The 12,284-nt window shown below is 64.6% G+C and carries 12 protein-coding genes; 10 read left to right on the forward strand and 2 right to left on the reverse strand.

Going from position 1 to position 12,284, the window contains the following annotated elements:
* Positions 1 to 128: 128 nt before the first annotated feature.
* From I6L39_RS09205 to I6L39_RS09235, 7 genes are all read left to right on the forward strand, one after another.
* Positions 129 to 1,244 carry a sugar diacid recognition domain-containing protein gene (locus I6L39_RS09205; RefSeq protein ID WP_209793639.1) on the forward strand — a complete coding sequence of 372 codons (1,116 nt, stop codon included), beginning with the start codon at positions 129 to 131 and terminating at the stop codon, positions 1,242 to 1,244.
* A 119-nt stretch (positions 1,245 to 1,363) separates the two neighbouring features.
* Entirely contained in the window at positions 1,364 to 2,626 is a 1,263-nt protein-coding gene (locus I6L39_RS09210) for a GntP family permease (RefSeq protein ID WP_042079317.1), read from the forward strand.
* A gap of 9 nt (positions 2,627 to 2,635) precedes the next feature.
* The gene (locus I6L39_RS09215; protein WP_216991614.1) at positions 2,636 to 3,769 is read left to right on the forward strand and encodes a glycerate kinase; all 1,134 of its coding nucleotides are present in this window, start codon (positions 2,636 to 2,638) and stop codon (positions 3,767 to 3,769) included.
* A gap of 212 nt (positions 3,770 to 3,981) precedes the next feature.
* Positions 3,982 to 4,545: an NnrU family protein gene (locus tag I6L39_RS09220; RefSeq protein WP_216991615.1), complete on the forward strand. Its 564-nt coding sequence runs from the start codon at positions 3,982 to 3,984 to the stop codon at positions 4,543 to 4,545.
* Positions 4,546 to 4,604: 59 nt separating this feature from the next.
* The gene (locus I6L39_RS09225; protein WP_216991616.1) at positions 4,605 to 5,141 is read left to right on the forward strand and encodes a glutathione peroxidase; all 537 of its coding nucleotides are present in this window, start codon (positions 4,605 to 4,607) and stop codon (positions 5,139 to 5,141) included.
* An 82-nt stretch (positions 5,142 to 5,223) separates the two neighbouring features.
* A complete protein-coding gene (locus I6L39_RS09230) occupies positions 5,224 to 6,159 on the forward strand; it encodes a LysR family transcriptional regulator (RefSeq protein WP_042079313.1) in 936 nt (311 codons plus the stop codon).
* Positions 6,160 to 6,341: 182 nt separating this feature from the next.
* Positions 6,342 to 7,538, forward strand: a complete 1,197-nt coding sequence (locus I6L39_RS09235) for a NupC/NupG family nucleoside CNT transporter (RefSeq protein ID WP_042079312.1) — start codon at positions 6,342 to 6,344, stop codon at positions 7,536 to 7,538.
* A gap of 368 nt (positions 7,539 to 7,906) precedes the next feature.
* On the opposite strand, the gene I6L39_RS09240 is transcribed toward I6L39_RS09235, so the two are convergent.
* Both I6L39_RS09240 and arfB read right to left on the reverse strand, forming a co-directional pair.
* Entirely contained in the window at positions 7,907 to 8,401 is a 495-nt protein-coding gene (locus I6L39_RS09240) for a methylated-DNA--[protein]-cysteine S-methyltransferase (protein WP_042079311.1), read from the reverse strand.
* A 31-nt stretch (positions 8,402 to 8,432) separates the two neighbouring features.
* Complete coding sequence (arfB, locus tag I6L39_RS09245) at positions 8,433 to 8,849, reverse strand: alternative ribosome rescue aminoacyl-tRNA hydrolase ArfB (protein ID WP_042079310.1); 417 nt, start codon at positions 8,847 to 8,849, stop codon at positions 8,433 to 8,435.
* A gap of 201 nt (positions 8,850 to 9,050) precedes the next feature.
* Here arfB and glnK point away from each other — a divergent pair, with 201 nt between their 5' ends.
* From glnK to I6L39_RS09260, 3 genes are all read left to right on the forward strand, one after another.
* Positions 9,051 to 9,389, forward strand: coding sequence for a P-II family nitrogen regulator (gene glnK / locus I6L39_RS09250; RefSeq protein ID WP_005332325.1), 339 nt, complete (start codon positions 9,051 to 9,053; stop codon positions 9,387 to 9,389).
* Between the two features lie 218 nt (positions 9,390 to 9,607).
* Positions 9,608 to 10,612, forward strand: a complete 1,005-nt coding sequence (locus tag I6L39_RS09255) for a Fe(3+) ABC transporter substrate-binding protein (protein ID WP_042079309.1) — start codon at positions 9,608 to 9,610, stop codon at positions 10,610 to 10,612.
* A gap of 39 nt (positions 10,613 to 10,651) precedes the next feature.
* A complete protein-coding gene (locus tag I6L39_RS09260) occupies positions 10,652 to 12,277 on the forward strand; it encodes an iron ABC transporter permease (protein ID WP_216991617.1) in 1,626 nt (541 codons plus the stop codon).
* The last annotated feature ends 7 nt before the right edge of the window (positions 12,278 to 12,284 follow it).

A 12,284-nucleotide genomic window follows, 5' to 3' on the forward strand; every position in this document is an offset into this window, starting at 1 on the left:
AGGGCGGGGCACAGATGGCGTAAAGTGGCCTATTCTAGCGATCCCCCCCGCACTTGTCTTGAAGATGTGGGATCTTTGCCCCGGCGCCGGCACTTTACAGCCAGCCCGGTCCCCGTGTTGGAGATGTTATGCAGTTAAACGAGACCCTGGCCCGGCAGATAGTGAGCAGGGCGATGAAGATACTATCGTTCTCGGTCAACGTGATGGACGAGCGGGGCCTGATCATCGCCTCCGGCAACCCGGAGCGGCTGCACCAGCGCCACGAGGGGGCCGTGCTGGCCCTGACCGAGAACCGGGTGGTGGAGATCAGCGACGCCACCGCCCGTCAGCTCAAGGGGGTAAGGCCCGGCATCAACCTGCCCATCGCCTATCAGGGGGAGCTGCTGGGGGTGATCGGCATCTCGGGGGATCCGGACATCGTTCGTGCTTACGCCGAGCTGGTGCGCATGACCGCCGAGCTGATCCTGGAGCAGGCGGCGCTCACCGAGCAGTTGCAGTGGGACAAGCGCCACAAGGAGGAGCTGGTGCTGCAGCTCATTCGCGGCGAGGGGCGGGTCGATCAGTTGCAGCAGGCGGCCCGCTTCCTCGAGCTGGATCTGGCCCAGCCCAGGGTGGTGGCCGTGCTGGCGCTGGAGGAAGCGGAGCCCGCCCGTCTGCGGGAACTGGTGCATCTGCTGGAAAACCCGGAGCGGGACAACCTGGTGGCCATCAACGGCCTGGACGAGATAGTGGTGCTCAAACCGGCCCAGCTCAGTGACGGCGTCTGGCAGTCGGCGCAGGAGCGCAGCCGCATCAGGCAGTTGCTGACCCGTATCCCCCACTTTCGGGTGCGCATCGGGGTGGGTGATTACTTCGCCGGGATCGAAGGGCTGGCGCTCTCCTACCAGACGGCGCGGGACACCTTGCGCCGGGGTATGCGCCAGGCGCCGCGCAAGCAGGTCTACTTCTTCGAGGATTACCGGCTGCCGGTGCTGCTCGGCAGCCTGGCGGACTCCTGGCAGGCGGATCAGCTGCGCGCCCCCCTGCTCAGGCTGGCAAGGGAGGACGCCAAGGGGGTACTGCAGAAGACGCTGCGCCAGTATTTCTTGCAGGATTGTGATCTGCATCCCTGTGCCGAAGCCCTGTTCATCCATCCCAACACCCTGCGCTACCGGCTGACCCGAATAGAGCAGATAACAGGCTTGAGTTTCAACAAGTTAGACGACAAATTCCTGCTCTATCTCGGCCTGAATCTCGACGGCTGATTTGTTCGATTGAACAAAAAAAATCGGGATGGCAGCGAAAAGTTTGGCTTTCTGACCAAAGCATTCCGGCCCGGGATCCCCATAATGGCGGCCACTCATTACAACAAAAGGTGCCCGTCATGATCCCTGTATCCGCGCTCGGCGCTCTCGCCGCGCTCTCCATCGCCATCTTCCTCATCCTGAAGAAGGTGCCGCCCGCCTACGGCATGATAGTCGGCGCCCTGGCCGGCGGCCTGATCGGCGGGGCCGATCTGACCCAGACCGTCGCCCTGATGATCGGCGGCGCCCAGGGGATCACCACGGCGGTGATGCGGATCCTGGCGGCAGGGGTACTGGCGGGCGTGCTCATCGAATCGGGCGCCGCCACCACCATCGCCGAGACCATAGTCAAGAAGCTCGGCGAGACCCGGGCCCTGCTGGCGCTGGCCCTGGCCACCCTGATCCTGACCGCGGTCGGTGTCTTCGTGGACGTGGCCGTCATCACGGTCGCCCCCATAGCGCTCGCCATCGCCCGCCGTGCCGATCTCTCCAAGGCGGCCATCCTGCTGGCCATGATAGGCGGCGGCAAGGCGGGCAACGTCATGTCTCCCAATCCCAACGCCATCGCCGCGTCCGACGCCTTCCACCTGCCCCTCACCTCTGTGATGGCAGCCGGCATCATCCCGGGTCTGTTCGGCCTGGTGATGGCCTACTGGCTCGCCAAGCGCCTGAACAACAGGGGCAGCAAGGTCGCGGCCGACGAGGTGGTGAGCTTCGATGGCAGCAAGCTGCCCGGCTTTGCCGCCGCCATCAGCGCGCCCCTGGTGGCCATACTGCTGCTGGCCCTGCGTCCTGTGGCCGGTATCGTCGTGGATCCGCTGATCGCGCTGCCCCTCGGCGGTCTGGTGGGTGCCCTGATGATGGGCAAGTTCGGCAAGGTGAACCAGTTTGCGGTCTCGGGTCTGGCCCGCATGGCGCCGGTGGCCATCATGCTGCTGGGGACCGGTACCCTGGCGGGCATCATCGCCAACTCCGGTCTCAAGGATGTGCTGATCAGCGGCCTGACCGCCTCCGGTCTGCCCTCCTATCTGCTGGCCCCCATCTCCGGTGCCCTGATGTCGCTGGCGACCGCCTCGACCACCGCCGGCACCGTCGTCGCCTCCAACGTGTTCAGCTCCACCCTGATCGAGCTCGGCATCAGCAGCCTGGCGGGGGCCGCCATGATCCACGCCGGGGCCACTGTGTTCGACCACATGCCCCACGGCTCCTTCTTCCATGCCACCGGCGGCAGCGTCCACATGGGCGTCGGCGAGCGGCTCAAGCTCATCCCCTACGAAACCGCCGTCGGTCTGACCATAGCCGCCGTCTCCACCCTGATGTTTGGCGTGTTCGGTCTCGCCTAAGGAACTGATATGAAAATTGTGATCGCCCCGGATTCATTCAAGGAGAGCCTGAGCGCCATGGCGGTGGCCGATGCCATCGAGGCCGGTTTCAAGCAGGTGTTGCCCGACGCCACCTACGTCAAGCTGCCCATGGCGGATGGCGGCGAGGGGACGGTGCAGTCCCTGGTGGACGCCACCGGCGGCCGCATCCTGCCGGTGGAGGTGACCGCCCCCCTCGGCAACCGGGTGCAGGGCTTCGTCGGTCTGCTGGGGGATGGCGAGCGGGCCGTCATCGAGATGGCGGCCGCCTCCGGCCTGCATCTGGTGGAGCCCGAGCGGCGCAATCCCCTGCATACCTCGAGCTTTGGCACCGGCGAGCTCATCCTGGCGGCGCTGGAGATGGGGGTGACTCACCTTATCCTCGGCATCGGCGGCAGTGCCACCAACGACGGCGGCGCCGGCATGATCCAGGCCCTCGGCGGCAAGTTGCTCAAGGACGATGGCTCTGCCATCGAGTTGGGTGGCGCCGGTCTGGCCGAGCTGGCGACCATAGACCTGAGCGGACTGGATCCTCGCCTGGCCGGGCTCCACATCGAGGTGGCCTGCGACGTGGACAATCCGCTCTGCGGTCCGAAAGGGGCCTCTGCGGTGTTTGGCCCGCAGAAGGGGGCGACCCCCGGGATGGTGGCGCAGCTGGACGCCAACCTGGCCCGCTACGCCGACTGCATCGAGCAGGCGCTCGGCAAGCAGGTCAGGGAGATCCCGGGGGCGGGTGCTGCCGGTGGCATGGGCGCCGCCCTGGTGGGCCTGCTCGGCGCCGAGCTCAAGCCCGGCATCCAGATCGTCATCGAAGCCCTGAAACTGGCCGAGGCAGTGGCCGACGCGGATCTCGTCATCACCGGCGAGGGGCGCATCGACAGCCAGAGCATCCACGGCAAGACGCCCATCGGGGTGGCCCGCTGTGCCAAGCGGTTCGGCAAGCCGGTGATCGGCATCGCCGGCTGCCTCACCGATGATTGCGGCGTGGTGCATGAGCACGGGCTCGATGCGGTGTTCGCCGTGGTCAACCGCGCCATGTCCCTGCCGGAGGCGCTGGCCACCGCCACCACCAACCTGCAGCTCACGGCCCGCAACGTGGCCGCCCTCTATCTATTGCGCAAATAGCCCCTCTCCTGGCCGGCGCGACGCGCCGGCCACACCCAGCCCCGTGTAGCGGATGTGGCTGCCTCGCGGCAGACCTTCTGACGCACCTTGCCGATCCCAGGATCGGCTTTTTTATTATCCCGCTGTCTTTTATATGGTTTTTGTATTCTGGCGAGGGGCTTTGCGGCATAGTGATCTCATTATTGCGAGGAGCCATCTTTGAGGAACAACCCATGATCCTGCTGACCCTGGGGGTAGTGTTGTTTGCCCTGACGCACCTCTATCCCTGTTTCGCCGCGACCCATCGCGCCCGTCTGCGTGAGCGGCTGGGGGAGAACCGCTACAAGGGGCTCTTCTCGCTGCTGGTGTTTGTCGCCATCGGCTGCATCCTCGCCGGCTGGCGCAGCGCCAGCCCGTTGCCGCTCTATTTCCTGCCTCCCTGGGGGCCGACTCTGGTGATGGCGGCCATGCCCGTCTCGCTGATCCTGCTGTGCGCAGGCCAGGGCGCGAACCATTTCCGGCGCTGGCTGGTGCATCCCCAACTGCTCGGGGTGCTGCTCTGGTCGGGGGCCCATCTGGCGGTCAACAGCGAGGCCCGCTCCCTGGTGCTGTTCGGCGGTATCGGCCTCTGGGCGCTGGTCAGCATCGTCTGGATTTCGGTGCGGGACTGGCAGCAGAAGCCGCGGCCCGAGGCGAGCTGGCAGGGGACCGGGATCAGCCTGGGGGCGGGACTGGCCCTCACGGCCCTGCTCATCTTCTGGGGCCACGGCTGGCTGACCGGGATCCCGCTGCACTGATCCCTGAACCAGGTTCGGGGATCTTGCGTATGATGGAGAAAACGCGAGGAGTCACGTCGATGAAATGGTTCACCCTGCTGTTGTTGCTCGGCTCGGGCGCGGCGTCCGCCGCCTGCCCCGACTACTTCAACGTGGAGATGCGGGAGCTCAACAGCACCCAGCGCCACAACCTCTGCCGGCTGACCGAGGGCAAGGTGGTGCTGGTGGTCAACACCGCCTCCTACTGCGGGTACAGCGGCCAGTTCCGGGATCTGGAGGCGCTCTACCAGGGTTACAAGGAGAAGGGGCTGATGGTGCTGGGCTTCCCCTCCAACGACTTCTGGCAGGAGGCGGGCAACGAGAACAAGACCGCCGATGTGTGCCGGCGCGACTACGGGGTGACTTTCCCCATGTTCAACCGGGTGGCGGTGCGGGGCTCGGATGCGGTGCCCCTGTTCAAGGGGCTGGCGGCCGCCGCCGACGGTGACGCCCCCAACTGGAACTTCCACAAATACCTGGTGGACCGCGATGGCAAGCTGATTGCGAGCTATGGCGCCAACCAGAATCCGGCCGACGACCCTCTCAAGCGGCAGATCCTCGAGGCGCTCGGGCGCTGACCCTATCCCACGGCGGGCGGCTCTGGAATAATGGGGCCCCGCCATCCACCCTGGTTATGCCGTGCTGCAACGTCTTCCCCAAATGGTGATCTTCGACGCCCTGGTCCGCGAGCAGGGTATCTCGGCGGCCGCACGCCGGCTCGGGGTCTCCAAGTCCCACATCAGCAAGCAGCTCGCCCTGCTGGAAACGGCGCTCGGGGCCCAGCTGGTGCAGCGCACCACCCGCCGCTTCGCGCTCACCGAACTGGGTCAGGAGTATGCCCGCCACTGCCGCGCTCTGGTGGCGGTGGCGCTGGAGGCGGAATCCATGGTGGCGGAGCGCCGCGGCAAGGTGAGCGGCGTGCTCCACCTGGGGGTGGGCCAGTCCTTCGGCCGACTGCACGTGATCCCGCGGCTCAAGGCGTTTCAGGCGCGCTACCCGGATCTGGAGTTGGAGGTGTCCCTGTTCGATCACCGCACCAACCTGGTGGACGAGGGGCTGGATCTCTGGATCACCACCTACGAGGACAAGCCTGAGGCCCTGGTGGGGCAGCGGTTGGCGGACATCGGCTTCGTGCTGGTGGCCTCGCCGGACTATCTGCTGAGTCACGGCACGCCACTGCATCCCAGGGATCTGGCCCGCCACAACTGCATCACCTACCAGAGCCGGGAGCGGCGCTACCACGAGTGGTCGTTTCGCCAGGGCAAGGAGCGGCAGACGGTGCAGGTGGCGGGCAACTACCGGGTGGATCTGGCGGAGGCGGTGCGGGACGCCGCCCTGGCCGGGCTCGGCATCGCCTATGTGGCCAACTACCTGCTGGACAAGGAGTTGCAGTCCGGCCAGCTCATCCCCCTGCTTCCCCAGTGGCAACCGAACCAGAAGATGGCGGTGCACGCCGTCTATGCCAGGCGGGAGCATCTGGACCCCAAGATCCGCCTCTTCATCGACTTCCTCAAGGAGTGCTTCGGACCCGAGCCCTACTGGGCGCAGCGGTTGGCCCCCTGGCTCGGGGGCAAATTGTCCGGCCTGGAGGAATGATCGTTTCCATGCAAGAAAGCTGGCTTGAGTCCGGCTTAAAAGTCGAGTCAAATCAATCAGTTGACGAAACCGATATCGTGCAAACGTTTTTGCTAACAGGGTTGTAACCAGGCGGGCTTGCAGTGGCGAGGGCAGGGGAGCAGAATCCGCGCCCATCTTTTGCCCCACTGGATGGAATCCCCATGATCGCCCTGCTTGGTATCCTGAGCATCCTGGCCCTGGCCGCACTCTGCTCCGATAATCGTCGTCGTATCCCGTTGCGAACAGTAGGCTTCGCCCTCTGCCTGCAAGTGCTCTTCGCCGCCCTGGTGCTCTGGCTGCCCGCCGGCCAGCAGGCGCTCAACGGCGTCAGCGAAAGCGTCAGCAGCGTGATCGGTTACGGCCAGGAGGGGATCGCCTTCCTGTTCGGGGATCTGGCCAAGTTCAAGCTGGGCTTCATCTTCGCCTTCAACGTGCTGCCGGTGATCATCTTCTTCTCTGCCGTGATCGCCATCCTCTACCACATCGGCCTGATGCCCAAAGTCATCGCCCTGCTTGGCGGCGGCCTGCAGAAATTGCTGGGTACCGGCCGCGCCGAGAGCCTCTCCGCCACCGCCAACATCTTCGTCGGCATGGTGGAGGCGCCCCTGGTGGTCAAGCCCTATCTCTCCAGGATGTCCGACTCCCAGTTCTTCGCCGTGATGAGCTGCGGCCTGGCCTCGGTGGCCGGTGGCACCCTGGTGGGGTACGCCAGCATAGGGGTCGAGCTGAAGTATCTGATCGCCGCCGCCTTCATGTCCGCGCCTGCGGGGCTCGCCATGGCCAAGATCCTGGTGCCGCCCGCTGCCGAAGAGGTGGATCATCACGAGGACGTGGAGATCCCCCGCGCCACCAACGTCATTGAAGCGGCCGCCGATGGCGCCATGGCGGGTCTCAACATCGCGGTTGCCGTGGGGGCCACCCTGCTGGCCTTCGTCGGGGTGATCGCCCTGCTCAACGGCCTGCTGGGCTGGGCCGGTGACCTGGTGGGGCTGGAGTTGAGCTTCCAGATCATCCTGGGCTGGCTGTTTGCCCCCGTCTCCTGGCTCATCGGGGTGCCCTGGGAGCAGGCCCAGGCGGCTGGTGCGCTTATCGGCACCAAGATCGTCATCAACGAGTTCGTCGCCTTCATCGCCCTAGTACAGGATCAGACACTGAACGAGTCGAGCAAGGCCATCGTCACCTTCGCCCTGTGCGGTTTTGCCAACATCTCCTCCATGGCGATCCTCATCGGCGGCCTGGGGGCCATGGTGCCGGAGCGCAAGTCCTTCATCGCCCGCTACGGCATGCGCGCCATCCTGGCGGGGGTGCTGGCGAACCTGATGAGCGCCTCCCTGGCGGGGTTGTTCCTCGCGCTCTGATGCCAACGCATCGGACAGGAGCCCGCTTCGGCGGGCTTTTTTGTGGCCGGACGACGGACAAAAAAAGCGCCTCTGGGGAGGCGCGGGGAAAAAGACAGATTGGAAGCGTCACATGGGTGCCACCTGGATGAGGGATGAGCCGTGCCATCCAAGTGTGACGCCATGATGCCTGACGGTGTCTGAAGCCCTTCTGAGGCGATTCTTCATACTCTGTTCATTTTGGAAATGCTGCCTGACGCCTGTGTGGTGCAGGACTCATGCTGCATTCATTCAAATGACTAGAGTTTTATCTTGCCTCCTCGCAAGGGGCTTATCCCCGGCAGCTTGCTGCGCCAGCAACCAACGCTTGATGGGGTGCCGCCTGATGGTCAGGGGGTCAGCGTGAAGTTGTCGGCAGTCTGTTGCTCCAGCGCCAGCAGCCAGCGTTTGATGGGGATGCCGCCGGCATAACCGGTCAGTGCGCCGCTGCGACCGATCACCCGGTGGCAGGGCACTATGATGCTCAAGGGGTTGCGGCCGTTGGCGGCGCCCACGGCGCGCACCGCCTTGGGGTTGCCGATGGCCTGGGCAATCTCGAGGTAGCTGACGGTCTCGCCATAGGGGATGTCGCACAGGGCGTGCCACACCGACTGCTGGAACGGCGTTCCCCGGGCGGCGAGGGGCAGATCGAACTGGCGCAGCCGGCCGGCGAAGTAGGCGGCGAACTGCTCGACGAAGGGGGCCAGGGCCTGATCATCCCGTTGCCATTCCGCCGTCGGGGTGACCGGCTGCTCTCCCCGGACGAATTCTACATAACGCAGGCCATGCCGATCGATGGCGACGAGCAGGGGGCCGTGACGACTCTCGCAAAAACTGTATTGCATCCTCTTCTCCTCCGGAGGGCGGCAAGGCTGGTCACTCCAGCCCGGGTTTGCCGCGGGCGGACTTGATCTCGCCCTTGCGCTTCTTGGCCTCGACCCGCTTGCGCTGGGCGCTGCGGGTCGGCTTGGTGGCGTGACGCGCCTTGGGGCGCCAGGCGGCTTTTTTCAGCAGCTCGGTCAGGCGGCTCATGGCCTCCTTGCGGTTCATGTCCTGACTGCGGTGGGTCTCGACCCTGATCTGGATGAAGCCGTCGTGGACCCGGCTGTCGGCGAGCCTCTCCAGCCCCTCCTTGTAGAGGGGGGGCAGGCTGGGGGAGTCTCTGTAGTCGAAACGCAGCCAGACGGCGGAGTCGGTCTTGTTGACGTGCTGCCCCCCGGCCCCCTGGGCTCGCATGGTCTGGAACTGCAGCTCATGCCAGGGAATGATCACGCTCTGGGAGATGACTAACATGGGGCGATGCTCTCATTTGGTGCATCAAGGGAGTCTGGTGCAGCTTGGTGCCTCATTATGGGGCGAGATGCGCTTCCTTGGTGATCCTGAGCCGTAATGGCTCAAGGGTTGATGTCTATCTTAATGAAAATAAACAATAAAAATACTTGGCACAAGAATTGATGACCCATTCGTGACATACCATGGATTGGGAGCAACCAGATGAAGCTGATTACTGCGATTATCAAACCCTTCAAGTTGGACGACGTGCGCGAGGCCATCGCCAACCTGGGGGTAGAAGGCCTGACCGTCTCCGAGGTCAAGGGCTTCGGTCGCCAGAAGGGGCACACCGAATTATACCGGGGGGCCGAGTACCAGGTCGACTTCCTGCCGAAGGTAAAGCTGGAGATCGCCACCGCCGACGAGAACGTGGAAGGGGTGATCGAGGCCATCTGCAAGGCGGCCTACACCGGCAAGATAGGTGACGGCAAGATCTTCGTCTATGACCTGTTGCAGGCGGTGCGGATCCGCACCGGCGAGAGCGACGACGAGGCGCTCTGATACCCCGCGCCGCGGGGCCGTGAAGGTCAGGCTGCGACGCCTCGGCGGGGAGAGGCCGTCATCAAGGGACCGGATGAGACATCATTCGGTCCCTTTCATTTGTTCAATGGTTAAATATGTGATCCTACCTCCCTGAAGCGCCTTGATCCTGAGGCCGTGACTCGTGCAGAATGCAAACAAAAATGGTTATCAATCGATACGCACACAAGGAACGGACAATGAAAATGAAGATGCTGGCGCTGGCTCTCTCCACCCTGGCCGCCCAGTCGGCATTCGCCGCTGAAGTGAACGTCTACTCCACCCGTCAGGATGAGCTGATCAAGCCCATCATCCAGCAGTTCGAGAAGGAGACCGGGATCAAGGTCAACGTGGTGTTCGCCAAAGAGGGGCTGAACGAGCGTCTGGAGCGGGAAGGCAAGCTCTCCCCGGCGGATTTGATGCTGACCGTCGACATCAGCCGCCTGACCGACCTGGTGAACAAGGATCTGGTGCAGCCGGTGGACAGCAAGACCCTGCAGGAGAATATCCCCTCCATCTATCGGGATCCGGAGAACCGCTGGTTCGCCCTGACCACCCGGGTGCGCGCCATCTACTCCAGCAAGGAGCGCCTCGGCAAGCTCGCCACCATCAGCTACGAAGATCTGGCCAAGCCTGAATTCAAAGGAAAAATTTGTACCCGCAGCGGCAAGCACGAGTACAATGTGGCGCTGGTTTCCTCCATGATCGCCCATCACGGCATGGCGGATGCCAAAACCTGGCTGGAAGGGGTCAAGGCCAACCTGGCACGCAAGCCGCAGGGCAACGACCGGGATCAGGTCAAGGCGATCAAGGACGGCATCTGCGATGTCTCCCTGGGCAACAGCTACTACCTGGGCGCCATGCTGAAGGATCCGGCGCAGAAGTCCTGGGCCGAGGCGGTCGAGATCAACTTCCCGAACCAGGGGGATCGCGGTGCCCACGTGAACGTGAGCGGCGTGGCCATGACCAAGTACGCCAAGAACAAGGAGGCGGCCCAGAAGCTGATGGAGTTCCTCTCCGGCGACACCGCCCAGCACATGTATGCGGACGTGAATGCCGAGTACCCGGTCAAGGCCGGGGTGGAACCCTCCGCCATGGTCAAGTCCTGGGGCAGTTTCAAGTCTGACTCCCTGCCGGTCAGCGACTACGCCAAGCATCGCAAGGACGCCTTGCAACTGCTTGATGAAGTGAAATTCGACTTGTAATCAGATGGGGCCGATGGCCCCATCAACATCTGTGGACTCATGAAACATTTTGGATGGATTGCCGGCAGCTGGGCCACCGCCCTGCTGCTGGGTTTGCCGGTACTTGCCCTCGTCTTCTCCGCCTTCTCGGCCGACGGGGATCTGTTTGCCCACCTCGCCGATACGGTACTGACCGATTACCTTCGCAACACCTCGGGCCTGGTGCTGGGGGTGGCGGCGCTCAGCCTGTTGTTCGGGGTGCCTACCGCCTGGCTGGTGGCCATGTGCCAGGTGCCGGGGCGCCGCGCCCTGCAGTGGGCGCTGATGCTGCCCATGGCCATGCCCTCCTACATAGTGGCCTACGTCTATACCGATCTGCTCGACTACTCGGGCCCGTTGCAGGCGGGGCTGCGCACCCTGTTTGACTGGCAGAGCCCGGCCGACTACTGGTTCCCGGCCATTCGCTCCCTCGGCGGTGCCGCCTGGGTGCTGGCCCTGGTGCTCTTCCCCTATGTCTATCTGCTGGCGCGCGCCTCCTTCCTGGAGCAGTCGGTCAGCCTCATTCACTCCAGCCGGCTGCTCGGCTGCACCCCCTGGCAGAGCTTTCGCCGTCTCAGCCTGCCGCTGGCCCGCCCCGCCATCATGGTGGGGGTATCCCTGGTGGCGATGGAAACCCTGGCCGACTTCGCCACCGTCCACTTCTTCGCCATCAACACCCTGACCACGGCGGTCTATGACACCTGGCTCGGTTACGGCAGCCTGGCCACCGCCGCCAAGCTCTCCTGCCTGATGCTGCTGGCGGTGGTGCTGCTCATCGCCATTGAGCGCCGCTCCCGCCAGCGCCAGCAGGTGTTCCAGAAATCCATGGGGTTCGAGCAGCCGATGCGCTATCCCCTCAAGGGAGGGCGCCGCGTGCTGGCCGCGATCTGGTGCTGGGGCCTGGTGCTGGCGGGCTTCGTCCTGCCGTTCGCGATCCTGCTGGACTACGGGGTGCGCTATTTCGCGCTGTCGTGGACGCCGGAGTTCGTTCGCTTCGCCGGCAACAGCCTGACGGTCTCGGCGTTGACCGCACTGCTCGCCATGGCCATCGCCCTGCTGCTCGGCTTCTTCCGCCGTCTCGATGGGGGCACCCGCAGCCTGCTGCCCCTGCGCATCGCCGCCATGGGCTACGCCATGCCGGGCACAGTGCTCGCCATCGGGGTGCTGGTGCCGCTGACGGCGCTGGACTTTGGCATCAACGATCTGGCCGACTGGCTCGGGATGCAGGGGCCGGGTCTGCTCTTGACCGGCACCCTTACCGCCATCGTGTTCGGCTACCTGGTGCGCTTCGTGGCCATCGCCATCGGCTCGGTGGAGAGCAGCATGAACAAGGTCTCCCCCAGTCTCGACATGGCGGCCCGCTCCCTGGGGCAGGGGGCGGGCGGCATGCTGCGGCGTATCCACCTGCCGCTGGTGCGACGCGGCCTCTTTGCCGGTGCCATGCTGGTATTCATCGAATCCATGAAGGAGCTGCCTGCCGCCCTGTTGCTGCGGCCGTTCAACTTCGAGACCCTGGCGACCCACGTCTACCAGTTCGTCTCGGACGAGATGCTGGAGCGGGGAGCGCTCGGCGCCATCGTCATCGTGCTGGTGGGGCTGGTCCCCCTGGTCTGGATCAACCGCAGTCTGGACGGCCCGGGCCACTGAGCGCGTC

It is taken from the genome of Aeromonas sp. FDAARGOS 1409, from assembly GCF_019048705.1.
Lineage (GTDB): Bacteria > Pseudomonadota > Gammaproteobacteria > Enterobacterales > Aeromonadaceae > Aeromonas > Aeromonas sanarellii.